14 protein-coding genes are annotated in these 26,317 nt (G+C 40.9%); 11 read left to right on the forward strand and 3 right to left on the reverse strand.

Annotated features, from left to right (window positions below; translation table 11 throughout):
- Window positions 1-705: 705 nt before the first annotated feature.
- Entirely contained in the window at window positions 706-1,710 is a 1,005-nt protein-coding gene (locus AC59JO_RS13200) for a glycoside hydrolase family 43 protein (protein WP_413666649.1), read from the forward strand.
- Between the two features lie 479 nt (window positions 1,711-2,189).
- On the opposite strand, the gene chrA is transcribed toward AC59JO_RS13200, so the two are convergent.
- Entirely contained in the window at window positions 2,190-2,807 is a 618-nt protein-coding gene (gene chrA, locus AC59JO_RS13205; protein WP_497305820.1) for a chromate efflux transporter, read from the reverse strand.
- Between the two features lie 88 nt (window positions 2,808-2,895).
- Window positions 2,896-3,951 (reverse strand): HAMP domain-containing protein, encoded by a 1,056-nt coding sequence (locus AC59JO_RS13210; RefSeq protein WP_413666651.1) that lies wholly within the window; start codon window positions 3,949-3,951, stop codon window positions 2,896-2,898.
- A gap of 614 nt (window positions 3,952-4,565) precedes the next feature.
- Between AC59JO_RS13210 and AC59JO_RS13215 the strand changes: the two genes are divergently transcribed.
- From AC59JO_RS13215 to AC59JO_RS13245, 7 genes are all read left to right on the forward strand, one after another.
- Window positions 4,566-5,147 carry an RNA polymerase sigma factor gene (locus tag AC59JO_RS13215; RefSeq protein WP_413666652.1) on the forward strand — a complete coding sequence of 194 codons (582 nt, stop codon included), beginning with the start codon at window positions 4,566-4,568 and terminating at the stop codon, window positions 5,145-5,147.
- Window positions 5,148-5,226: 79 nt separating this feature from the next.
- The gene (locus AC59JO_RS13220; RefSeq protein ID WP_497305823.1) at window positions 5,227-6,381 is read left to right on the forward strand and encodes a FecR family protein; all 1,155 of its coding nucleotides are present in this window, start codon (window positions 5,227-5,229) and stop codon (window positions 6,379-6,381) included.
- A gap of 229 nt (window positions 6,382-6,610) precedes the next feature.
- Window positions 6,611-10,102: a TonB-dependent receptor gene (locus tag AC59JO_RS13225; protein ID WP_497305825.1), complete on the forward strand. Its 3,492-nt coding sequence runs from the start codon at window positions 6,611-6,613 to the stop codon at window positions 10,100-10,102.
- Between the two features lie 20 nt (window positions 10,103-10,122).
- Window positions 10,123-11,775 carry a RagB/SusD family nutrient uptake outer membrane protein gene (locus AC59JO_RS13230; protein WP_497305827.1) on the forward strand — a complete coding sequence of 551 codons (1,653 nt, stop codon included), beginning with the start codon at window positions 10,123-10,125 and terminating at the stop codon, window positions 11,773-11,775.
- A 259-nt stretch (window positions 11,776-12,034) separates the two neighbouring features.
- Window positions 12,035-15,220, forward strand: coding sequence for a beta-galactosidase, LacZ type (gene lacZ, locus AC59JO_RS13235; protein WP_497305829.1), 3,186 nt, complete (start codon window positions 12,035-12,037; stop codon window positions 15,218-15,220).
- Between the two features lie 41 nt (window positions 15,221-15,261).
- Complete coding sequence (locus tag AC59JO_RS13240; RefSeq protein WP_497305831.1) at window positions 15,262-16,731, forward strand: alpha-L-fucosidase; 1,470 nt, start codon at window positions 15,262-15,264, stop codon at window positions 16,729-16,731.
- Between the two features lie 693 nt (window positions 16,732-17,424).
- Entirely contained in the window at window positions 17,425-19,083 is a 1,659-nt protein-coding gene (locus AC59JO_RS13245; protein ID WP_497305833.1) for an outer membrane protein assembly factor BamB family protein, read from the forward strand.
- 243 nt (window positions 19,084-19,326) lie between these two features.
- Here the strand turns inward: AC59JO_RS13245 and AC59JO_RS13250 are convergent, their stop codons facing one another.
- Window positions 19,327-20,442, reverse strand: coding sequence for a WD40/YVTN/BNR-like repeat-containing protein (locus AC59JO_RS13250; protein WP_497305835.1), 1,116 nt, complete (start codon window positions 20,440-20,442; stop codon window positions 19,327-19,329).
- A 415-nt stretch (window positions 20,443-20,857) separates the two neighbouring features.
- Here AC59JO_RS13250 and AC59JO_RS13255 point away from each other — a divergent pair, with 415 nt between their 5' ends.
- The 3 genes from AC59JO_RS13255 (at window position 20,858) to AC59JO_RS13265 (ending at window position 25,991) form a co-directional block, all read left to right on the forward strand.
- A complete protein-coding gene (locus AC59JO_RS13255; protein ID WP_497305836.1) occupies window positions 20,858-22,873 on the forward strand; it encodes an alpha-amylase family protein in 2,016 nt (671 codons plus the stop codon).
- A gap of 169 nt (window positions 22,874-23,042) precedes the next feature.
- Window positions 23,043-24,812 (forward strand): SGNH/GDSL hydrolase family protein, encoded by a 1,770-nt coding sequence (locus AC59JO_RS13260; RefSeq protein WP_497305838.1) that lies wholly within the window; start codon window positions 23,043-23,045, stop codon window positions 24,810-24,812.
- A gap of 93 nt (window positions 24,813-24,905) precedes the next feature.
- Window positions 24,906-25,991, forward strand: a complete 1,086-nt coding sequence (locus AC59JO_RS13265) for a substrate-binding domain-containing protein (protein WP_497305840.1) — start codon at window positions 24,906-24,908, stop codon at window positions 25,989-25,991.
- Window positions 25,992-26,317: the final 326 nt, after the last annotated feature.

Genomic DNA, 26,317 nt, shown 5'->3' on the forward strand with positions numbered 1-26,317 from the left:
GTTGTAGCGGCAAGCGCAATGCTGCTACAGCTGCAACGTTCGGTAATATTCCTATAAGCAGTTTTTCAGGTGCTTCCGGTGCATATGTTGTACAGATAAAGGCGCTTGGGGTGCCGGGCACAGCCTACATCATCTATGGCGAATAATCAATAAATATCAATCCGCAAAATAACATGAAACCAACTGTGTAAACAGTTGCTTATGCCAACGTGGCGCAATTCCCCAAGGTATGAAATATGAATGTACGGCTGGTGCCTGGTTTGGGCCGGATGCTTTCTTATGAATTATATGTTTGTGAAACGGCTATTTCGACAGATCAAATAATAGCTTTATACAATAAAAAAAGCCAGGTAACATTAAATATGGTTTATCATGAAATGAGCAGGTAGCCATTATCCGGGATACACTCTCCGGCTTCCTGGTGATTGAGGGACGGATTTTCCAAAAATATGATGATAAAACTTTAAGGATAAAAGTGGATGCTTGCTGTAATTTTCCTTTGTAAAGTGTTCGAAGAAATTGACATAGGAGATTTTTTGAACGCCTCCGTTATTGGTGTTTAGAGCAATATTTTGAAATTTCAACCTTGCTCCATTCAGCTGTGATTTGTTTTCATTCTTTGACCAACTGATACTTTGGACAATATTTTATTTATAATAATGAGTATCATTGCCATTGTGCATTGTCTAAAATAAAATCGACCTAATGAAAAAGAAACATCTCGCACTTATTACATTATTAATAATTATTAAAAGTTTAGCCTTTGCAAATACAAACAACCCTATTGCTGATACGCTTGTACACGGTAAGGTATTAATTGATACAGATGGGAAACCTGTTAATGCGCACGGGCCTGGTGTGATGTATCATCAAGGTGTTTATTATCTTTTTGGCGAAATAAAAAATGGGAAAACCTGGCTTGTTCCGGGGCAAAACTGGGAAGATTACCGGGTGCCGGCGGGCGGGATATCCTGCTATTCATCCACTGATCTTAAACATTGGCAATACAGGGGTGTGGCTTTAAAGCCTACACTTAATGACCCGGACAGCGATCTGGATACAGGCAGGGTAATAGAAAGGCCTAAAGTGATCTATAACGAACTTACAAAAAAGTTTGTGATGTGGATGCACATAGATAAAAATGATTATAACTACTCGCGGGGTGGTGTGGCCGTAAGTGATAGCCCGGCCGGGCCATACCAATACCTGGGCAGCGTAAAACCTAATGATCAAATGTTAAGGGATATGACCTTATATAAAGATGATGACGGGAAAGCTTACCTGGTGTACTCATCCGAGGATAACAACACGATGCATGTTTGCCTGTTGAGTGATGATTATTTAAAACCAACAAAAACATATTCAAGAATATTTGAGAACCAGAAAAGAGAGAGCCCGGCTATTTTTAAGAATGAAGGGAAATACTATTTAATTACTTCTGGTTGTACGGGCTGGTCGCCGAATGCAGCATCATACGCAGTTGCCGATCAGGTTATGGGGCCCTGGAAGCAGCAGGGTAATCCATGCAGGGGGGTAAATTCAGAGGTAACTTTCTTTTCGCAGGGGGCTTTTGTTCTGCCTGTTATTAACGAGCCGGGAAAGTTTATTTTTATGGGAGATGTTTGGAATAAAACCGATCTGGAAAAATCTACCTATCTATGGTTGCCTTTCAATATAAATAATGAGAAAATAGAAGTTTATAATCCTTAACCTATCGTATATAGCTTTTAGAACTAAGCTCCCCGAAAGCAAGAATGTGTTAATATAAATTATTAGTTAAGTTTCGTTGATTTGATAATTGATAAAATTTTAAATGATTTTATGCTATAGCTCTCCAATTGGGACATATTATCTGATTACGCGTACCAATCACACTGCACATTTTTTAAAATATCGTCATGATCAATAACTGCAATAAATTGGTATCTGATTTCAGATAGTTTCACTGCAGGCCGTATTTCTGTATTTTGTTACTAATAGTTTATTTTCTATAACGTTCTCACTGATTTACATACTGCAAACAACTGGCAGGTAGTTACCGATGGCAGTCCGCAGCAGAAATTCAGGCAGGTTGGGGGGATAAAAGTGAATGATTGCTGTAATTTTTCCTTTGTAAAATGTTCAAAGAAATTAACATGGGGATTTTTTGAACACACTCATATTGTCGAACCTATCCGCTATTAAATGATTTAAATTATTTTAATAACTGTGCCAACTAATGCAGCTATGCCGATAATATAAGGCTCCTGCATTTTTTTAATATACAGCAATGCCAGAACTGTTGCTATAGCTATTAGCGCGGTTGGAATATCTGTGATCGAACGCATTCCAATCACAATCACCGAACCGACCAAAGCACCAATCACTGCTGCGGTGATACCATCTACAAAAGCTTTGATGCTGGTGTTTTTGGCGATCTTTTTAAATGAAGGTGCCAGGGCAACAGTAAATAGATAACATGGCAGAAAGGTAGCCAAAGCTGCCACACAGGCTCCCGGAAAACCTGCGACGAGGTAGCCAATAAAACCAACCGTGATCACCACGGGCCTGGGTGTGATCATGGCCACTGCAACCGCATCCACAAATTGATTTTCCGTTAGCCAGCCAAATTCTTTAACTACACCTCCATGCAGAAACGGCACAATGGCCAGTCCGCTGCCGAATACAAAAGCACCGGCTTTGGCAAAGAACCAGCCAATCTCCTGTAAGGTCTTGCCATCATATTTCCAGAAGCCGGTAGTGATCAATATTCCGGCCGGCAATACTGCAGGTTTTTTGATCCATTGCGGTGGTGCTTTGATCAGCATATACAAAATACCACAGCCCAGGAACAATAGTAGCTCCCTTACTGCAAACGGCAGTTGGGGTTAATCTGCTCCGGTTTATGAATATGGCTTACCCTTTTGTTTTTTTTAAGATCTGGATCGTTCCAACCGAATACCCCGCAACCTGCAATGAATCAAGATCAGTTTTTAAATTAGGTACTACAACTTCGAAGCTATTCTGCTGAAAATATAATACTTTACCATCCTGGTTGATTTTCAAAGGGCTTTCGTGGTCATTATTCTCCAATATCACTTTCAGCAACGGATGGTCTTTGCTTAATTCCAGAACCGATTGGCCAATAACCGGCTTTTCGCCCAGGTTTAGGATTTTCTTAGCTTCATGATTGATGAACAGGAGCTCCTGTTTTTCATTGACTCCCAGCACCGCGTCCCGCATTTCTTCAATGAGCATTTTTATCCGTGATTCTGCTGCGATTACTTTAGTTAGGTTATCGTTTTCACGCTCGCCAAGGTTTCCCGCCATAGTATTAAATGCTTCGGCTAATTGGGTAAACTCCTCACTGGTATTAAACTTAAGCCGGGTGTCGTAATTTTTTTCACCAATCTGGTCAAGACCGTCTGCCAGTTCACGAAGTGGGTTCAGTATGAACCCGGGAAAATTGACAATTAAAATGAAAAGAATGAAAAATGTAATAAAGGCTGTACTTCCGAGGTATAAAGTAGCTTTGTTTACTGTTGAATGGGTGTATTCATTCTTAAGCTCAATGGCATGCATGTTTAACCCTTCAATTTGTTTTAGCTGCAAACGGGCATTTCGCTCCGCCTGTTGTTTTTGATTTAAATCTGAAGCCTGATCAGTCAGCGAAGTAAAGGCCTGCCGTAAGCTGTCGGTCGCTGCTTTTTCACCGGGTTCTGTAATATTATTTTCCTGTTTTTGAAGAGCCTGATCAAATACATTTGCGGAGCCGGATGATAATGGTAAATCATTTTCATCCAAAACAGAGCGCATCTCCCGGGTAAATGTTAATGTTTTATAATTATTTTTCAGGGTAACATTTGCAGTTTCGGATATCACCTTAATATAGTAAACAGAGATAGCACCAAAAATTAGCACAATGATAAACAAAAGGCCGAATCCCAAAAGAAGCTTTTTTTTGATTTTCATGATGGTACGATGAGTTAGTGGAAACGCTGTCCTAATTTAGCTAAAGATAATTAAATATCCCTTGTTGTTTTACCTTAAGAATTTAGCCTTGACGTAGCTGTTTGAGCTGAGTATGACCAACCCTGTACTACCTCGAAATCCATCCTTTCACTGCATCAGTCAGGATATAAGACTTTGCCGTTCTTTTTACGGAAGTTAAAAACGAAAAACTGCTGTGATTTTTCTTTCAGAAGGTGCTCAAAGAAATTAGCGTGGGGTATTTTTTGAACACCTCTAATATAAGTTGATATAGTCTTTATCCGGGCAAGTGGCTTTTATCTCATCCCTCTTGCTTGATCTATATAGTAATGCCCCTTTTTGTAGTTTGCTGTTAGTCAGTGGAGTGGAATAATATACTCTTTTGTTTTAAATAGATTTTATCAGGCATAATTGTGAATGATACTAAGCGTTTAGCAAAGTGTTATGGAGAAAATGATCACTATTGGCGGATAACTTTGAAATGCCCGGTCATAGAATTTGTCTAAAAAGAATTACTAAAAGTTTGTCAGATAAATCGAAGTACATGTTTTGCAGTTTTTATTAAAATTACAGTACATTCGTTATTTAAACCAGTTATGTCCCCTAATCAGATCCTTATTGACCAGGAGTTGATCACGTTGCTAAAAAACGATGACCGGGGAGCTTTTGCCACAATTTATAAGCGTTATTGGACCGTGATGTACATGCATGCGCTAAAGATGGTCAGGGATGAAGATGATGCCAGGGACATTGTTCAGGAAGTGTTCACTTCTTTGTGGATTAAACGGCAATCGATAAACCAGGATACCAACTTAGGTGGTTTTCTCTTCGTGTCAACAAAAAACAGAGTACTTGACCTGGTGGCCCGAAAGCGGGTGAAATTTGATTACCTCGATTCGCTTGCCACGTTTGCCAGCACCTACAATAACCAAACGGTGGAAAGTATAGAGGAAAAGGAAATAATGGATGCACTGGACAAAGAAATAGCATTGCTGCCCCCAAAAATGAAGCAGATATTTGAAATGCGCATCTATCAGCACTGTACATATAAAGAAATTGCGGATGAGCTCAACATATCCGATAAAACTGTCAAAAAACAGGTCAGTAATGCGATTAAGATAATTCGGCCCAAGCTCCATCATCTTTCATCAATTGTTTTGATCTTATCGGGCTTGTAAAAATTCTTAATTTTTTTTCATTTCTTCTACTACTTCATCCCGGGTTGGCCGTTTCACTAAATAATAGCCAAAATAAACCATGACCAGGGAACAAGCACAGGAATTACTAGAAAAGCATCAACTCGGTAAGTGTACGCCGGAAGAACAGCACCTTCTTGATCATTGGTATTTAAGTGAGGCCGCTAAACAACAGGTAGCAGAAGAACCAGCCAACCCGCAAAGGGACGAGAAACTGATATGGGACAGGATTACTAAAGAAATTCCTGAAGCAACCAAAATCGTACGTTTTAAAAAACGGTACTCTATTGCAGCCGCGGCAGCCGTTCTTATCTTTGTTTCCTTTGGGGCCTGGTTTTTTGTAAAGCGGCGTCAACCCGTTAAGCAGCTGGCCCAGCAATATTATATCAAAAATGATATTTTACCAGGTGGCAACAAAGCCATTCTTACGCTTGCTAATGGAAAACAGATTACACTAACCGGTGCCCATAACGGAACCCTTGCCGTTCAGGGTACTGTGGCAATTAATAAAACAGCAGACGGACAAATCGCTTATAATTCATCAAAGGGTTCACCGGCGTCGGGCGGTACAGAAAAGGTTGCTTATAACACAATGACTACGCCCCGCGGAGGGCAATACTGGGTTGTTTTGCCCGATGGCAGTAAAGCTTTATTAAATGCCGCTTCTTCGTTAACCTTTCCAACATTCTTTAATGGTAATGAACGTAAGGTTGAGCTTACCGGCGAGGCTTATTTTGAGGTGGCACATAATGCTGCTAAACCATTCAGGGTTTACAGTAAATCGCAGGTAGTAGAGGTATTGGGCACACATTTTAACATCAATACATATGATGATGAACCCAATATAAAAACCACACTGCTTGAAGGAAAAGTGAAAGTAACGTCTGTTGTTAAAAATCAGGTCCGAATTTTAAAACCGGGTCAGCAGGCGGTATTAAATCCTCTTGCATTTAATGTAAATGATGTTGATGTGGACGATGCGACAGCCTGGAAGAACGGGACTTTTATATTTGAAAATAATGATATTCAACAAATCATGCGCATGGTTTCGAGATGGTATGATGTGGATGTGATATATAAAGGCAATCTACCAGCCGACAAATTCACCGGCTCTGTATCCAGGTTCAGTAATGTTTCCGAATTACTAAATACACTTCAGCTTACCCGGAAAGTGCGGTTTAAAATAGATGGAAAACGAATAATAGTATCAGAATAAACTTAGACAAGCAATTAACTAACCAGAATAATTACCTAAAAACCGAGAAAAAATATGAAAAGAACATTACGAACGTAACCGCAAAAAGTGGGTACTACAAAAAACGTGAAAGTGTACCACCACTTTCACGTCAAAAATTTGAGTTAACCCATCAATCTGTCCGCCCGTCTGGCGAATAGAAAAAATTATTGGTCAATAAATCTTGTTTTAACCCAAACTATTCAAAAGTATGAAAATATCTGCTTTTAACATAGGTGTGCCCAAACTACGCATACCCAAAAAGTTATTATTGGTTGTGAAAATAACTACACTTGTTCTTTTAGTTGCAATAATGCAAGTCAGCGCATCTTCCTATGCGCAAAGGATAAATCTTTCTGAAACTAACGCTTCTTTAAAAAAGCTGTTTAAGGAGATCCGTAAGCAAAGCGGCTACAATTTCATTTATACTGAAAGTATGATGAAGGATGCTAAACCTGTTGATATACATGTTAGTAATGCCGGTATTATAGATATCCTCGATAAAGTGTTTCATGATCAGCCACTTTCGTATACCATAAGTAATAATACCATAGTCATTAAAGAAAAAGAAAGTGCTGTTTCGGATAATATCTTATCCTTCATCCCGATAACCGTTACCGGGACTGTTAAAGATGAAAAAGGCGAACCTTTGCCGGGTGTTACCGTAGTTGCAGAGGGATCTTCTAACGCCGTATCAACAGACAATAATGGTAAATACACCATCAAGGCCGATAGTAAGCAAACTCTGGTGTTTTCATTTGTTGGGTATAAAACGGTAAAACGAATTATCAACAATGAGCAGGTGATAGACATTTCGCTGGAGCCATTATCAAAGGATTTGTCAGAAGTGGTTGTAGTAGGCTATGGTACCCAAAAAAAGGTAAATTTAACCGGGGCCGTTGCCAGTGTTGGAGCCGATAAGCTGGAAAGCAGACCAATTACAAATCTTGGCGATGGTTTAAACGGGCTGATCCCTAATTTAAACGTCAATATTAACAATGGTCAGCCGGGTACAGGTGCCAGTTATAATATTAGAGGATATAGTTCTATATCACTGAAGCCAATTATCAATCCTAATCCTTTAATATTAGTTGATGGTGTACAGCGCGATCCTAACCTAATAGATCCTAATGATGTGGCGAGTGTTACTGTACTGAAAGATGCGGCATCGGCGGCAATTTACGGGGGCAGGGCTGCTTTTGGCGTAATTTTAATAACTACTAAAAATGCCAAAAAAGGGGCAACGCAAATCACTTACACCGGCTCGTACACCACATCAAGGCCAACCAAAATCCCTGACTACATTAATTCAAAAGATTATCTGAATATGTTCAACGCTGCGCAGCGGTCGGGGGCGCAAAGTGGCGGGTACACCTCGAATGATCCCTTTACTGCGCAGGACTCCACAAAGATCATGGCGTATTTTAATGATCCGGCACACAATCCTTCAGCATATGTTGATCCGGGTAACCCGCAGCGGTACCGTTATGTGGGTAACACCAATTGGATTAAGGTACTGTATCCGGGCTGGGCCCCCCAGCAGCAGCATTATTTATCAGTATCCGGCGGCGAAGGGAAAACCACCTATTCGGCTAATATGGGCTATTTTACCCAGGACGGTTTGGAAAAAGTGGCCAACCAGGTATATAAACGGTATACACCAAGTTTAAAAGTCGTATCCGAAGTTGCAAAGTGGTTAACGTTCAACTTCAATATGTCCATGACACATACGGATAATAACCAAAGTGCGTATACCAATCAAAGCAACCAGGGCGGAGCCTGGATCCCCAACGATTTAAGGCCTCTGATGCCTGTTTACAACCCCGACGGCAATTATTCGGGCCAGGGAAATTACACCAATCCGGTAGCGGTAATAAAACAAAATGGCAGAGATATTAATTCCGAAAATGATTTCTGGACTACGGGCCGTATTATACTAACGCCGGTAAAGCACCTTACTATAACATCAGATTATACCTGGAACAGCTATACTGCGTTTGACAGGGAACAGGTGATCCCTTTTAATGAATATGGTGTTGACGGTGCGTTTTTAAATATATTTCCGCACACAAATCCGTCACGCGTATCTGAATACAGGCATAACGATAATTACAATGCCTTTAACGCTTACGCTACGTATGAAAACACTTTCGGTACAAAAAATTACTTTAAAGCGCTTGCCGGATATAACCAGGAGTATTTTCACTATGTATTAAGCAACGCCACAGCCAGGAACCTGATAGACCCTACGCTGCCGGCAATTGGTACCAACAATGACCCGAAACCAACTGTTGGTGGTGCAGAAACGCAATCGGCTTTGATAGGTTCGTTTTTCAGGTTAAACTATATCTATGATAAAAAATACCTGCTGGAGGTAAATGGCAGGTATGATGGTACATCCCGTTTCCCGGCCGATCACAGGTATGCTTTTTCGCCATCGGTTTCGGCAGGCTGGAACTTAGCCGAAGAGAGTTTTATGGATGGGTTTAAAGGTACTCTCAATGAGTTAAAAATAAGGGCCTCTTATGGTCAGCTGCCCAACCAGCAGGCATCAAGCGGCGTGTCATCATCGTCACAATATCCTTATATAGCTACACAAAGTGCTGGTACAGTTGACTACTTATTCAATAATCAACCTGGTGTTACCGTAAGTGCGCCGGGCCTGATCAGTACCAATCTTACCTGGGAAAAAGTACAAACTAAAAACCTTGGTTTAGATTACGCTTTGCTGAACAGCAGGCTGAGCGGCAGCTTTGATTATTTTATTACCGACACAAAAAATATGCTTGTTGCCGGGCAGCAATTACCGGGAGTTTTGGGTACTGGAGCACCTTTAAGAAATGCTGCCGATCTCCGGACGAAAGGATGGGAATTGAGCATAAGCTGGAAAGACCGGATATTCAATAATAAGTTATTTTACAGCGCAACCCTGGGCCTTTCAGATTCAAGGAGCACCATAACAAAGTATGACCTTAACCCAACATTGAGCATTGGGGATTATTACCCCGGCCAAAAGCTTGGAAGCGTCTGGGGTTTTGTAAGTGATGGCTTTTACAAAACAGACGCCGATGCGGCAAAGGTTGATAACAGCGCGCTTGCGGGTTACACCTGGCTTGCCGGCGATATAAAATATACCGATCTGAACCACGACGGGAAAATTAGTTATGGCAGCAATACAGTAACTAATCCGGGCGATCAAAAAATTATAGGCAATACAACTCCACGTTACAGGTTTGGGCTCAACTTGAACCTGGCTTATAAAAACTTTGATTTTGCAGCCTTTTTACAAGGTGTTTTAAAAGCCGATTTTGTTCCTAACGATTATGTTTTTTATGGGTTTAAAGGTAACGAATGGAACATTCCATATGCATATGCTACTGATTACTGGACGCCGCAAAACCCCAACGCTTATTTTGCGCGCCCAAGGTTTAATGGTTCGGGAAACCAGCAAACGCAAACTATGTATTTGCAAAATGCCGCTTACTGCCGTATAAAGCAGCTAACGCTGGGTTATTCCCTCCCTTTACCGCTTATCAGCAAAATAAGCTTGCATAAGGTGCGTGTGTATGTTACCGGCGCTAACCTTTTTACCATAACATCCATGTTTAAAGGTTATGACCCCGAGATTGTGAGCAATGGCGGGAATTTCGGCACCTATCCTATTAATAAATCGGTATCGTTTGGCTTGCAAGCCACTTTATAAACCCTCAATCATTAAATAAGATGAAAAATAAGCATATTATATTCATGGTATTTTTTGCGATGATTGCATTGGCATCATGCAAAAAGGATAGCTTCCTTAACCGTTATCCGTTAAGCGACATCAGCCCGGAAAACTTTTTTAAAAATGAAACCGATTTGCAGATTTATTGCAATCAGTATTATGCAACGTTGCCTGTTCAAAATTTTGTGAATGCCGATGACAATTCTGATGATAAGGCAAACGCATCTATCAATACATTTCTTGCCGGCACGTCAACGGTACCTACCACCGGCGGGGGCTGGGATTTTAGCTTTATCCGTACCTGTAATTTTTTCCTGGCTAATTATTCAAAAGCAGCCATTGGCGATGATGTTAAGAATATTTACGTAGGTGAAACACTGTTTTTCAGGGCAAATGATTTTTGGGGTAAAGTAAAAACATTTGGCGATGTGCCTTATATTAATAAATATATTGTTGATACTTCCAAAAGTGTTTTGTACGGAACACGTATGCCTCACAAACAGGTAATGGATTCCGTTTTAAAAGACCTTAATTTTGCAGTTGCCCACCTCCCTGAAGAAGCGCCTGATGGCCGTTTAAATAAGTATATGGCGTTGGCCTTAAAAGCAAGGGTATGTTTGTGGGAAGGAACTTATCGTAAATATTTTGGCGTAGGCGACGAAACAGTTTATCTGCAACAAGCTACCGATGCTGCGGAACAGCTCATGAATTCGGAGAAATTTAATATTTACAGTACAGGCAGTCCCCAAACCGATTATTATAATCTGTTTATACAGGATGAGCTGCAGGGTAATCCCGAAGCAATTATGCCAATGCGTTACATTACAACAGTATTGACCAATAATTTCGACAGGCAGCTGGGCGAGGCCGGTGATGGTTACACCAAGGATTTTGCCCGCTCATTTTTATGTACCGACGGTAAACCAACCTCGCTTAGTTCGCTTTATAAAGGTGATGATACGCCTGATAATGAAGCCGCTAACCGGGACCCTCGGTATAAACAACAGATTGCCACAAGGGGCTTTGATTTCTTAAACGGAGACCTTATTACGCTGCCGCGAATAGGCACCTCAGTTACTTCAACCGGCTATCAGCCTATAAAAGGCCGTTCATCAAGCCTGGCCGCCTGGAATGCAGGTCAATCTACGTTTGATGTGTTTATTTTCAGATATGCCGAAACCCTGCTGATAGAAGCTGAAGCCAAGGCTGAATTAGGCCTTTGTACACAAACCGTATTGGATAATACGATCAACAAATTACGTGACAGGGTAGGGATGCCGCACATGATCATTACCAGCCTGGTTAAAGACCCTAAATCTGATTTTCCAGCCCTGCCTGTGCTGATAGACGAGATCAGGCGTGAAAGAAGGGTTGAACTGGGATCGGAAGGCTTCCGTTTTGATGATCTCCATCGCTGGCATGCAGGTACAATGATCAATAATCCTGAAACGGCCTTAGGTATGAAACTTACGCCAGCCCTAAGGGCCCAATACCCGGCAGACCAGGTTAGCAATATTGTTGTTGATGGAAATTATTACATCAAAGTTTACCCAAGTGTTACCCGCACATGGAATGATAAATTATACCTGAACCCATTACCAATACAGGAATTAACCCTAAACCCTAATCTGAAGCAAAATCCGGGGTGGTAATGCCAGTGAGCTGCATACTAACAAAGTGAAACCGGTTTAACCACAGCTTTACCCGTTTAGGGTAAGGTTGTGGTTATTAAACAAGTTAATTGAAGCTATTAACCATGAACGTGTAAATGAATTTATGCTTACGCGGAGCCAACTTCAAGGTCGGCAATATCAAATATAGGGTTTCAAAAGCCAGAATGTATTGTGCTGTAGATGCCAGATTTAAGCAACGCAAATGGGGCTACTTCAATTATTAACATTATTTATTCTGATGGATTTTAAAAAATTACTCACGTTTTGTTTCATTTTAACAGGCTTAAGTAAAACCTATGGCCAATTGCCTGATTGGGAGAATGAGCAGGTTTTTGGTATTAATAAAGAGGCTACACATGTAACGTATATTCCTTATGCCAGTACCCGGCAGGCTTTAAAAGATGTTACAGAAGTATCGCCATATTATTTTAGTATGGATGGACAGTGGAAATTTAATTGGGTAAAGCAACCATCTGAAAGACCTGTAAATTTTTATCAGCAGGGTTTTGACGATGCTGCCTGGAAAACCATTACGGTACCCGGTAATATGGAAATGCAGGGCTATGGAACTCCTATTTATACAAATATTACTTATCCATTTAAAACAAACCCGCCAAAAGTGATGAACCCTGCGCCGGCTGATTGGACGGTAAGCAAAGAGCCTAATCCTGTAGGATCATACCGGCACAATTTTGATATTCCTGTCAATTGGGGCGGAAGGGAAATCTTTGTCCATTTTAATGGTGTACAAAGCGCTTTTTACATTTGGGTAAATGGGAAAAAAGTGGGTTACAGTGAAAATAGCATGAGCCCTGCCGAATTTGATATTACCAAATACGTAAAGCCAGGTAAAAATTTGATAGCTGTTGAAGTATATAAATACAGCGATGGCAGCTATCTCGAAGATCAGGATATGTTCCGTTTCAGCGGGATCTTCAGGAGCGTGTTCGTATATGCTGCGCCGAAACTGCACCTGCGCGATTATTTTATGCAGTCGAATCTATCAGCAGATTTTACTTCGGCAAAATTTTCAGTAAAAGCGGCTTTACATAACTATGGAACAAAGACGGAAGCAGGTAACCTGGAAATTGCTATCTATCAGCCCAATGGTACATTATTAAATAACCAAACCTTTATTAAGCAGGATATTGCAGCAATTAACGGCGGCGCCGAAAAAAGCTACCAATTGCAGGGGCTGGTAAATAAGCCTGCGCTTTGGTCGGCAGAGGAACCAAATTTGTATAAAGCAGTATTTACGCTTAAAAATAAAAAGGGAGAAATACAGGAGGTAATGGCATCCGAATTTGGTTTTCGCAAAGTGGAAATAAAGGACAGCCGCCTGTTTGTAAACGGTAAACCTGTACTGCTGAAAGGCGTAAACCGACACGAGGTACATCCCAAATATGGTAAAACAATACCAGTGGCTACCATGATCCGTGATATTGAATTGATGAAGCAATATAATATCAATACGGTACGCACCTGTCACTATCCGGATGATCCGGCCTGGTACAAACTCTGTGATGAATATGGTTTATATGTTATTGACGAAGCCAATCTCGAAACGCATGGTATGGGAGATGAGCTTACCAAAAATCCCAATTGGAAACCAGCCTATGTTGACCGGGAAACGCGACTGGTAGAACGGGATAAAAATCATCCCTCGGTAATCATTTGGTCAATGGGCAATGAATCATGGGGAGGAGAGAATTTTGTGGCCGGCCGGGCAGCCATACTGGCGCTTGACCAATCGCGGCCTGTTCATTACGAAGGCCAGAACGATGTGGCTGATATTGAATCAAGTATGTATCCTTCCATCGGTGATTTAACTAAAGAAGGGGAAAAAAGCTCTCCCAAACCATTTTTTATGTGCGAATATGCCCATGCCATGGGTAACGCTGTAGGTGATCTTAAAGAGTACTGGGAAACCATCGAATCGCACAAACGGTTAATAGGCGGCTGTATCTGGGAGTGGGTTGATCAGGGCGTGAATAAGGCAATCCCCGGGGATACAACCGGAAAAACATTTTTTGCCTATGGCGGTGATTTTGGTGATAAACCTAATGACAGCACCTTTAGTGTCAAGGGTCTGGTTACATCCGACAGGCAGATAAAGCCAGAAATTGAAGAAGTAAAAAAAATCTATCAATATATTAGTATCAAGGCCCGGGACCTGTTGCAGGGTAGGGTGAGCATTACAAATAAATACGCTTTTATCAATTTAAACAGGTTCGACTTTGCCTGGACTTTAGCCGCAGATGGCAAAGTGGTTCAATCAGGTACGCTGCCCGCTTTGAACCTTCCGGCCGGGCAAACTGCAATTGTTGATATCCCTTACCAAAAGCCAGCGTTGTTTGCAGGTGCACAGTATTGGCTAACGATATCTTTTAAGCTTCATGAGGATAATTTATGGGCCGAACGAGGGCATGTGGTAGCATGGCAGCAGATGCCTATGTCTTTTGAACAAACAGAAGGCCCGGTAATCGATGTAACTACGCTTCCCGACTTAACAATCATGGAGAGCGATCAGAATTTAAACATTAAAGGCAAGACATTTACGCTGGCATTTGATAAGCATACGGGTACTGTATCGTCACTGGTTTATACAGATAAAACCATTATTAGTAATGCTCAAAACGGACCCATGTTTAACCTTTATCGTGCGCGGATGGACAATGACCGCACGAAGGAGAGGGGGCCTTATATTGAATGGATGAAGGCGGGTTATGACAGCTTGCAATATTCCCTTAAAAGTTTTACAACTGATAAAATTGATAATAAACATGTACAAATAACTACGGTTACAGATGCTATAACGCGCTCAGGGTTTAAGGTGACCACAACCATAATCTATACTGTTTTTGGTAACGGGTTTATCAATGTAGATGCAAAGTTTAATCCGGGAAAAAATGACCTGGATATACCCCGGCTGGGATTGAGATTGTTCTTAAATCCGGGTTTGGAACATGTGGAATGGTATGGACGTGGCCCACATGAAAATTATTCAGACCGCAAAGAGTCGGCTGATTTTGGGCAATATCAAAAAACAGTAACTGAAATGCTGGAACCCTATGAACGGCCCCAGGGAATGGGTAACCGTGAAGATGTACACTGGCTAAAGGTTACCGATGAAGAAAATGCAGGTGTAATGATAGTTGCTAATGGAAAACTGAATTTTACAGCACTTCATTATACCGATCAGGATCTGCAAAAGGCAGATCATCTGTTTCGATTAAAAGCACGCAGGGAAACCGTATTAAGTCTGGATTATAAGCAATTGGGCATAGGCAATGCCAGCTGTGGTCCAATAGCGCTACCTGAATACTATATTCCAGCAACACCGGCAGGCATTTCTTTTAATATAAGGCCCTATACGCCAATTGATGGAGATGCTGATGACTATGCCAGAACTTCAGTAAAATGATAACAAATACATTTATTTCAATTTCCTAACTATCAACCCATATGAATTTAAAACAAGTAATCATCCAAATAAGAAAGCAGATCGGATTAGTCGCGATAACCTGCTGTTTAATGCCTGCTGTAGCTAATGCACAAACAGCGCCGGTTCCGGTTGGCCCTGTACCTAATGCCAGGCAAATTGAATGGTACCATCGTGAAATAATAGCTTTTTTTCATTTCGGGATGAATACGTTTACCAATGTTAATGAAGGCGACGGCACTGCCAGTCCTCAATTGTTTAATCCTACTGCATTAAACTGCAACCAGTGGACAAGTGTACTTAAGGGTGCCGGAATTTCAACAGCTATTTTTGTTGCCAAGCATGCCGATGGTTTTTGCAACTGGCCTACAGCGCATACCAATTATTCGATAAAAAATAGCCCCTGGAAAGATGGTAAGGGCGATGTTGTTAGAGAATTTACGGAGGCCTGTAAATCCTCAGGGATAAAAGCAGCGATCTATTTAGGCCCGCATGACCGGCACGATTCAAGATACGGAACGCCTGATTATAGCGACTATTATGCAAACCAATTATCGGAATTGCTACGAAACTATGGCCCGATTTGGGAAATATGGTGGGATGGGGCAGGTGCCGATCAAATTAAATCGACCTTTTACGACCGTTGGGCCGATACCGTGCGCAAATTGCAACCCAATTGTGTTGTTTTCGGAACCAAAAACTCATACCGCTATGCTGACTGCCGCTGGATGGGTAACGAATCGGGATTAGCAGGAGATCCATGCTGGTCGACTATCAACCCGGTTTCCATTCGGGAGGAAGCAGCACATATCACGGAATTAAACCATGGCGAAGTGGATGGCTCCGCCTATGTACCGGCCGAGGTAGACGTATCGATCCGCCCAAGCTGGTTTTATCATGAAGAAGAAAATGCGCATGTTAAAAGCCTTGCCGATTTGTGGAAGCTTTATTTCAATTCTGTTGGTCATAACAGTGTACTGCTATTAAACTTTCCACCCGATAAACGAGGGCTGATCCCTGCCATTGATTCGGTAAGGGCCGATAGCTTACACCGTTTAATTAAAAGTACATTTAAAAATAATCTGGCAGCCGGCGCTGTTATTAAATCGCTTCATCCGCGCGGCGGTAACTATAAACCGGCCAATATGGTTGATACTAATGAAAATACTTATTATGCAACGAGTGATAATGCAGTTACGGATACTATAACTTTTAACCTTGGTAAAAAGAAAACATTCGACGTACTGATGTTACAGGAAGTTATCGAATTGGGTCACCGTACAACAGGCTGGTCTGTGGATTATTCATCTAACGGAAAAGATTGGGTACCTATTCCAGAGGCAACCGGCAAGCAGTCCATTGGCTATAAATGGCTTGTCAAATTTAAGCCGGTAACAGCATCAAAAGTAAGATTGAAAGTTACCTCGGGTAAAGCTTGTTTGGCAATTCATACTTTTGGTATTTATAAGCAGCCTTCATTAATCTTTAAATGATTCCCTAAAGATTCGGAGCAAATTGGAATGATCCGAGGAATGATAAAAGCAGTTTGATGCATCAGGCGGAATATCTTTTCTGCTTATCAGGTAAGTTGTAATATTGTTGGATCCCGGTTGAACCCACTAAAGAGGCTGTATCATAAATCAAATTGACAGCCCCTGATGTTGGGTTAGCTATAAATTGAAATTTAGCCGATATATTATACAAAAAGGGGGGTTAACACTTTTTTGGCATAAAAATCATTTAACTATTTGATTGTTAGTGATATATATAAATGTTAACCCTGAATTCTGTTAACCCTGTTAACCCCCCTTTTGGTAATAAAGTTAATTAAACAGAAACTATCTATCGCTTAAGTATTTGAAAACGAAAAGAGGCTGATCAGTGTATAGCCTCTTTTTTTATGCAATAGAAAACTGCTTTACAATCCATTGCCTTTAGATTCCTAAAAAAAGGTGTTTGAGATTTTTACACGAGTTTTTACCTTTCAATTTCGGCCTCTAACAAAATGTAAAGCCCGCCCTAACGCAGATCTCGTCTATCGTTTGGTTTTGAGTTGGTTATGTGCAATTTATTCCCTGATTTTGATCTCGCTTAAGTATGATCTGCTTTAAATATTTTGTTACATTTAGTTCATTGTAAATCCCTCTTTCAAAATGATTTGTCCCCCGAGTCCTATCGTTAATAAGATGTCTTATCAAAACATGTTCTGCCGCGCCGGTATTTTGATTTTAGCATTGTTACTGATTGTTTCCTGCAAAAAACAAAAACCTGAACTATCCACTGATAAATATCTTATCCAGTTTCGTTTACCAATATCCGGGAACCCATCTGTATTAGAAGATATCCATATCGGCGATGATACCGTGAGCATCAACATTTCTCCCGGCGTTTCGCTATCTGATATCACTCCAACCATATCGTTTGTAGGAAAAAGCATCAGCCCTTCCACAACCTCAAGTGAAGATTTTACCAAACCGGTTCGCTATACCATCACTGCACAGGATGGTAGTACTAAGACCTATGTGGTATCAGTCCGTTTTTTCTCATCGACAAAAAGCATTACTTCCTTTGTATTCAAAGCGGTGGATAACCCTGGTATATTAAGTAAAGACGTAACTGCTACGATCAAAAATGATTCTATTGTCGCGATGGTTCCGCCTGGTACCGACCTGAGTAAGCTCGTGCCTGACATTGCTTATAATAGTCATGTTATGAGCCCTGTGAGTAAGCAGGCCCAGGACTTTAGTGGAACGGTGAATTATACACTTACTGCCGAAGATCTTAGCAGCGTTACTTACAAAGTTTTTACCGGCGCAGCAGGCACAATATATTTTGGCGACAATAATGGCTATATCTATGCGCTTGATGCCGTTAGTGCCCGCGTTAAATGGAAGTTTCAAACCGGTGGTGCTATCGCCGCTACACCTACTGTTTATAAAAATACGCTGATAGCCGGAAGTAGTGATGCCTACGTTTATGCTATTGACACAGCCAGAGGAAAGCTGGTATGGAAAACATTTTTGGGTGGCGGAGTGGCCGAACCACCTTGTATAGCCAACGATATGATTTATGTTGGCGGAGCTGAGCTTTATGCGCTGGATGCCCGAACCGGCAAACAAATATGGACCGCGGGTACCGGTAGCCCAATAAGTATAACGGTGAATGGCAGTATAGCTTATGTTGCAGCCGGTACGTTGTACTATACACTTGTGGTCTACAATGCGTTAACAGGCGAACGACTACCGGCAAAAAGCGTTTCTAACCTTGGGCTGCCTAATCCGGCGGTGGCAAACGGAAGGGTTTACACACAAGGCAATGAAAGCCTGCTTCAGGTGTACACTGCCGATCCTGTCGAACCTTTGTGGACCTATTTCTTGCCCGGAGTGCTTGGAACTCCTGTTTCCTCCGCTCCGACTGTTGATAATGGCATAGTTTATTTTTGCGGATATGGTCAAAACTTTGGCGACTTCGGGATCTATGCCCTTGACGCCATTACCGGTACTCGAAAATGGTATGCGCCAAACACCTATCAACGTGCGCCACTTGTGCAAAACGGGTCTATCTGGACAACCAACATCAACCGGGATGCCATTTTCATCCTGGATGCTCAAAGCGGTCAGCAAAAAACAACCTTCAAATTGCCGATTACTACCAATGTTGATCCGTTTATGGCGGGCAATATCTTGTTCCAGCCGGATAAAGGGCAAAGCTTATGGGCATTTGATCCGCATAATGGTGCTACCAAATGGCAATTTGTAGCCACAGGAGCGGTTGCCGCAGCTCCGTTATTCATTGATGGAAACGGAAACATCACCCGCCCCGGAAATAGCGGGGAGCAAAATTAAATGGGAGATTAATGCTGCCCCCCGAAAGTTTATTTATTTTATCCGGCACGTTATGAAGGTAAATAAAACAACTGTTCTGCTTTTATAAAATCCGATCCATAATGAAATGTAAAATTTCAATTGTTTAAAACGGTAATTTTGAATAAAGCGGCGGGAAGAATTTCCAAACGTTTACTGAATATAAAACCGGTAGCACTGGCTGCCCCTTTTTTAAGTGCAGGTATTATAGAGCTTTGGAATTTTTCAACACCCTTTATTTGGCATGGCATAAATTACGTTGCCTGATACAGATAAATTGAACCCCTTGTTTTCTACAGAAGGAAGTACCAATTGTTTCCATGTTTTGCCCATGTCTGATGATCGGAATATACTATCTGAACGACTACATATTAAATATTTACCCATTTGTTTAATAGATAAAATATCCGATGAAGATTGAAGTAAGCCTATTTTTTTCATTAATGAACTACTCCAGGAAGGCTGAAGCTCTTCGCCGATAGCACTCCAGTTTTTTCCACCATCCAGTGAAATGTGTATGCTGTTTGTTTGAGTTATTGTGTTGTTTACTATAGCAGCAAATCCGCCATTAATACGTTCCACAGCGATGCCAACACCACCTTCGTTAAGCACATTATCCCAGTTTTGACCATCATCGGTCGATCTTAATATCCCCTTATAGCTGGTGGACAGCAATATGCCATTTGACTCTACCAATTTCATTCTACCGTCTCCAATATGCACTTGTTTCCAGGTTTTTCCACTGTTAACGGATCTAAAAAGCATGTTGTTGGAACCAATGAAAACTGTTCCTCCGGCAGTTTCAAAAACGCTGCGCACCTCCCTCTCTTTATAATTCTTATACATCCAATCTATCGTTTGGTCTATGCGTACGGCTTGCTCCTGGAAATTAGTGTACACGGGCGACCAATCACTCGTTCCATTTATTTTCTTTAAAAATTGACCCCTGAAATTATATGCGAGTATTCCATTCTTACCTGGGGCAATGTTACGTTGTTGACCAGGGAAAATCTCTTTCGTCCAAAAAGGAGTTGTGGAATTGGGGGCACTGTGGTAAACCCCGTTGCCAGCGCGTAAATAGAGCCCAAGGTCGTTTGCAAATAAACCATAACTCCATACACCTTCTCTCTGCAAATTTTCAGGCAGTCCTTCGCTAATGTTCTGCCATGTTTCTCCGCCATCAGTAGATCTGAAAACGATGTTCAAAAGCCCTGATTTTGTCCCTTCTGTTATTTTCTCCCCTGATCCCTTTTCTTTTAGCACAAAAGAATTAAGTAGAAATAATGCCAGGAGGATAGCCGGAACAAATACAAATAATCTTTTCATTTTTTTATTTTTCATATCCTACAAATTTGATGCAGCAAATCTACTTTGATGTTTTTCGGCTTAAGTAATCAGGATTGTAAATTAAAATGTAAACATTGTAAATAAATAGTAAATAGGATGTATTATAGCCGGGAGCTTCTCTCCGTGAAACGTAAATGCCTGTACTGATTGATATTTATGATCCGATTTCGGTATCTTTAATAATTTACAAGTAATGGATACTTTTTTCTGCTTGAAAGCAACCTAATACCACCCCGTCATTGAAAAATGGCGCAAACGATTGTTTAGCCCAATATCATAGCATAAACACATAAATCTTCGTCCTTAACAGGCAAATGGCTTTTGACCGGCTTTTTAACAGTAGACTATATTTTATATTTGTGTGCGCACACACTGATGTCTACTCACTGTTTTCTTATAATTTATAACCATGCTAAAAAAACTGTTGTTTTTAATTTGCCTCAGCCTGGCAAGTGTTTCCAAGGCTCAAAATGTTTTTCTTGCAGATGTAAAACCGGGTAAAGCCGTTGCTTTTGCAAACAAGGGAACTGTGATTTTAAAAAACAATTACTTGTGTATGAGATGGCTTGCCGGCAAAAAAACAATTGCCATAAACGAATTTGTTGCACAGCATAAGAAGATCTCTTTAAAAGGTGCTCCCATTTTCGAGCTTGAGTTAAAGGATGGTACCGTAATTAACTCTGCTGACTTTGAAATGAGCTCCTCATTAAAAATTGTTAACATAAAAGGCAATAGTGGGGCTGTGAAACTTTCAGAAAAGGAAAATGGGAAAGAAATTTTAGCCGGTTTTTCGAATGTAAAATATGGCATCCGTTTAAGGTGGGAGGCCATTTTAAAAGATAACTCCAATTATATCAGACAGGTTCTTACCATTAACAGTGTTACGGATTCTTTACGGATCCGTAAATTAAAACTTATAAAACTCCCTGTAGGATCGGGATTACGGCCGTCAGGAATTGTTGATGGATCGCCAATAGTATCAAAGGATTTCTTTGCAGCATGCGAAAGCCCAATTAGTAAATATGACACTAATGATAGGTGGGTGAGCGGCTATATTGATCGGCAGGAGCCAACACAGGAGCTGACGGCCTCTACAGTTTGGGGAGTGGCTTTACAGGGGCAGTTACGCAGGGCATTCCTTTATTACCTGGAACGGGAAAGGGCTGTGCCATACCGGCAAATGCTGCACTATAATTCATGGTATGATTTATCATGGGCCGACCGTAAACTGACTGAAGCAGGCTGCCTGGACCGTATTCAGGCATTCGGTGACAGTCTTACCGCGAGACGTCATATTTCCTTAAATGCGTTTTTGTTTGATGATGGCTGGGATGATAATCAAACGTTATGGCAAATAAGCAAAACCAATTTTCCTGCAGGCTTCGATAACATGAAAACACTGGCTGATAAATATGGTGCTTCATTGGGTGTGTGGATGTCGCCCTGGGGGGGATATGAGCAGGCCAAGGAGCAAAGGCTACAATATGGGCGAAAGCAAAATCCTCCGTTTGAAACAAACTCACACGGATTTTCCCTATCAGGTACTGTTTATTCAAACAGGTTTAAAGATGCCGCGGCAAGCTTTGTAACCAAATATGGTATCTCGATGTTTAAATTTGATGGCGTTGGGGCGGGGGATAAATCAACAGGTGCAACTCCCGAATACCAAACGGATATGGAATCGCTGTTAAACCTCGTGTCAACTTTGCGTGGGGTAAAACCAGATCTTTATTTCAGCCTGACCATAGGCACCTGGCCCTCACCTTTCTGGCTCAAATATGGCGATGTGATATGGAGAAATGGCTGGGATACAAATACAGAGGGGCAAGGAGATAACAGGCAACAATGGCTTAATTATCGCGATGGCGAAGTATATAAAAATGTTGTTCAACGCGCCTCGCTTTATCCGCTAAGCTCGCTAATGTATCATGGGATTTGTATTGCAGACAATGGTGCACCTGCCAAATTTGACATGAATGATAAAGATATTTCTGATGAGATCTGGTCGTTTTTTGGATCCGGAACAAGTTTGCAGGAATTGTATATTAATCCCCATAAATTAAATACCGCTAACTGGAATTGCCTGGCGGCGGCCATAAAATGGGCACGGAGAAATGAAGATATTATGCCCGATACACATTGGGTAGGTGGCGACCCATCAAAAGGAGATATTTATGGATTCGCTTCATGGTCGCCAAAAAAGGCAATTCTTACTTTAAGAAATCCGTCAAATAAAGCAAAAACCTTCCTTGTTGATACGCGTAAAGTTTTTGAATTGCCTTTAAATAGTAAACCTGCTTATCTTTTTTATAATGCTAAACTTTGCAGCCGGGAAACTAAAAATCCTTTATTTAAAGGAGCTACTTATGCAGTTACGCTTGAGCCGTTTGAAGTGATGGTGCTGGACGCGATGCCAGCTCATTAATGTCTTCATTCTTTTTTAGCCAACTTACATTATGAAAGTAGTGGCTGTATTTAAACAGATGTGCGCGCAAACATATAGCTTCGCCAGATTTTTGCTAATACTTTGTTAACGGCGAATATGCTGGCCGGTTCCGGGTTTTATCTGAAAATAGCCTTTTAATAAATTACCAATGAAACGGATATCAATACTCATTTTATTATTCTTTTGCTTTTTTTGTACTTTATCCTTTTCTCAAACTACTATAACATATAAATGGCTTGACCCGGCCAAAGCAGGTTTCCCTGTTATAGAGGGGCAGGCATGGCCAACGGAAACTGCGGCCACTTATGATAGGTTTCCGGCACGCGCCCAAAAGGAGCTAAATCCTAATGTGTGGAACACATCGCACAGCAGTGCGGGCTTATATATCAAGTTTAAAACAGATGCGGCTAATCTGGTTATTCGCTATAAAGTTAAAGGTGATCTCGCAATGTCGCACATGCCGGCCACAGGCGTAAGTGGCCTGGATCTTTACGCGTTGGATCCTAATGGAAAATGGTGTATGGCCCCCGGTAGTTTTTCATTTAAAGACACTATTACTTATCGTTTTTCTAATATAAAAGTTAGCGCTGCTTTTCCGGGAAGAAGCTATGAATACAGGCTTTTTTTGCCATTATATAATTCAGTATCCTGGCTTGAAATAGGTGTTCCTGCGGGCAATGCATTTAATTTCATGCCTCCGTCTAAAGAAAAACCCGTACTTGTATATGGAACATCTATTGCACAGGGTGCATGTGCGTCGAGGCCTGGTTTGGCATGGACCTCTATTTTACAACGCGCACTTGACCGCCCGCTGGTGAACCTTGGTTTTTCGGGTACAGGGCTACTTGAAAAATCGGTCATTGACCTGATGGCGGAGGTTGACGCAAAAATATATGTACTTGATTGCATGCCCAATTTAATAAGCTTTTCTGACAAGGAAATTGAAAAGCGCTTATTAGCGTCAGTACAAATTTTAAATGAAAAGCATCCACAAATTCCTATCCTGTTGGTAGAACATAGTGGGGGTAATGTTGATGACCTGTTAGATACAGCGAGGAATGCTGATTATAATCGTGTCAATAAAGTTCTTGATAGCATTTATTCAAAGCTAACTACCGCAGGACTAAAAAATGTTTATCTATTAACCAATAAGGAAATTGATCTTGATATCAATTCAACAGTTGATGGTTTGCACCCCAATGATATCGGAATGGAAAAATATGCCGGTGCCTATGAGAAAGCTATACGCACAATCATCAACGAACCAACGGGCAAATATTCAACTACTCAACCTGTTGTACAAAGCAGAGATGGCTATTATGACTGGCGAAACAGGCATAGCGAAATACTAACGCTTATTAAAACTGATTCGCCAAAAATTGTATTCCTTGGCAATTCTATTTTGAATTACTGGGGCGGCTTACCAAAGGCTCCGTTAGCAAGGGGAGGCGATTCATGGGATAAATACCTGGAGCCATTAGGTGTAAAAAACTTTGGTTTTGGCTGGGATCAGGTTGAGAATGTATTATGGCGCGTATACCATGAAGAGATTGACGGTTTTAAGGCAAACAAGGTGATGATCATGATAGGCACCAATAACCTATCTGTTAATAATGACCAGGAAATAATAGAAGGGTTGAAATTGCTGATACAGGGGGTAAAGGTACGCCAACCGGCGGCTAAAATTCTTTTGTCGGGCTTGCTGCCCAGAAGAGCCATGGAAAAACGGGTAAGACTTCTTAACAAAGCAATTTCTGAGTTGGCTTCTCAAACACAGGTCCGTTTTATCAACCCCGGAAAGTTACTACTTAATAATACCGGCAATATAGACGAGTCGCTTTTTGGCGATGGCTTACATCCAAACGGGGCGGGCTACCAAAAATTGGCGATCGCACTTGTTCCTTATCTCAAAAAATAACGGCTCCGCCTTTAGTTAAGTTCACTAAATTGTGGCAATAGTAATGCGATAAACTATATTAAATTTGCTATCTTTTTTACATGTAGATTTAATATGAAGAATAAAATTGTACGCATTAAAGATATTGCCGAAAAAGCAAAAGTTTCAACAGGTACAGTTGACAGGGTATTGCATAAGCGGGGGCGGGTGTCAAAAAAAGTAGAAGAGAAAATACTGAAGATTATTGAAGAAATGGATTATGAACCAAACCTTATGGCAAGGGCTTTGGGTTCAAATAAAATATATCAAATTGCCGCGTTAATACCCGATCATAAAAGCGATTCATATTGGTACGCTCCTAAAGCCGGAATTGAAAAAGCCGAGAAAGATTTGAAGCAATATGGCATAGTTGTCCAGCAATATGTATTTGATCCCTATGATGTTGAATCGTTTATAACCAATGCCAATCAACTAACCAATGATAGCCCGGATGGTATAATTTTATCCCCGATATTTTACCGGGAAACCTTACCGTTTTTTGAGAAATGGAAAACGGTCGGAATTCCGTTTGTGTTGTTTAATACCCAAATTGCCGAGTGTGAGCCCTTGAGCTACATAGGTCAGGATTCATATCAGAGTGGTTTTTTGGCGGGGAAACTTATACACTATGGACAGCCTGAACCTTGTTCTGTTTTAATCGCCCATATTGATGAAGAGATAAGTAATGCGGCGCATCTTTTAAAGAAAGAACAAGGATTTCGTAATTATTTTTCGCAAAATAACCTGGAGCACCAGTACAAAATTTTACGGATTGAATTGAACAGGGCTAATGCAGCTTTGTTTATCACACAGCTGGATGCCATTATTGATAGCACACCAGATATGACCAGTGTGTTTGTTACAACATCTAAAGCTCATGAAATTGCAAAGCATTTGGAGCAGCGTCATATAAAGCATATCAAAATAATAGGATACGATTTACTTCCTGCCAATCTCTATTTCCTGAATAAGGGCGCAATTAGTTTTTTGATTAATCAAAACCCAAAGGGGCAGGGTTATTGGGGCATTTATCAGTTAACAGATTACCTTGCATTCAAAAAAGAAGTGCCTATCATTAAATACCTTCCGCTTGATATAGTTACCAAAGAAAATATGAATTATTACATAGATGATGAAGATACTGTTTATTTAGATATCTAATTGACCGACAATTTTTCGGCAGTGTATTCCTTATATCTTTATCCATGATGAATTGTTACTTCCAGACAATTTATTATGGATTTGTTTTATTACCCCCCTCTTTTTACTGCAAAGAACACTTCAACATATCGGTTGTTGTAAAGCGACGCTGCCTCCCGGTTCATTATAAATTCACAACAGTAAAATCAATAGTCTTTTTTTGAACAAAAAAATCAAAAATGTGTGCGGGCACACAAATATTTTTATATTTGTATTGAAGCATTTATAGAATTTTAGTGTTTACGTATACACTATATATAGAATGCAATATAGTTGCCATAAAGGGG

The organism is Mucilaginibacter sp. A5337, assembly GCF_059690695.1.

What these genes read in the sequence shown, in the direction of transcription:
- AC59JO_RS13260 (WP_497305838.1), top strand. Translation starts at nt 23,043, where the DNA reads ATGAAACGGATATCAATACTCATTTTATTATTCTTTTGCTTTTTTTGT.
- AC59JO_RS13220 (WP_497305823.1), top strand. Translation starts at nt 5,227, where the DNA reads ATGACCAGGGAACAAGCACAGGAATTACTAGAAAAGCATCAACTCGGT.
- AC59JO_RS13255 (WP_497305836.1), top strand. Translation starts at nt 20,858, where the DNA reads ATGCTAAAAAAACTGTTGTTTTTAATTTGCCTCAGCCTGGCAAGTGTT.
- AC59JO_RS13200 (WP_413666649.1), top strand. Translation starts at nt 706, where the DNA reads ATGAAAAAGAAACATCTCGCACTTATTACATTATTAATAATTATTAAA.
- chrA (WP_497305820.1), bottom strand. Translation starts at nt 2,807, where the DNA reads ATGCTGATCAAAGCACCACCGCAATGGATCAAAAAACCTGCAGTATTG.
- AC59JO_RS13210 (WP_413666651.1), bottom strand. Translation starts at nt 3,951, where the DNA reads ATGAAAATCAAAAAAAAGCTTCTTTTGGGATTCGGCCTTTTGTTTATC.
- AC59JO_RS13265 (WP_497305840.1), top strand. Translation starts at nt 24,906, where the DNA reads ATGAAGAATAAAATTGTACGCATTAAAGATATTGCCGAAAAAGCAAAA.
- AC59JO_RS13225 (WP_497305825.1), top strand. Translation starts at nt 6,611, where the DNA reads ATGAAAATATCTGCTTTTAACATAGGTGTGCCCAAACTACGCATACCC.
- AC59JO_RS13240 (WP_497305831.1), top strand. Translation starts at nt 15,262, where the DNA reads ATGAATTTAAAACAAGTAATCATCCAAATAAGAAAGCAGATCGGATTA.
- AC59JO_RS13245 (WP_497305833.1), top strand. Translation starts at nt 17,425, where the DNA reads ATGTCTTATCAAAACATGTTCTGCCGCGCCGGTATTTTGATTTTAGCA.
- lacZ (WP_497305829.1), top strand. Translation starts at nt 12,035, where the DNA reads ATGGATTTTAAAAAATTACTCACGTTTTGTTTCATTTTAACAGGCTTA.
- AC59JO_RS13230 (WP_497305827.1), top strand. Translation starts at nt 10,123, where the DNA reads ATGAAAAATAAGCATATTATATTCATGGTATTTTTTGCGATGATTGCA.
- AC59JO_RS13250 (WP_497305835.1), bottom strand. Translation starts at nt 20,442, where the DNA reads ATGAAAAATAAAAAAATGAAAAGATTATTTGTATTTGTTCCGGCTATC.
- AC59JO_RS13215 (WP_413666652.1), top strand. Translation starts at nt 4,566, where the DNA reads ATGTCCCCTAATCAGATCCTTATTGACCAGGAGTTGATCACGTTGCTA.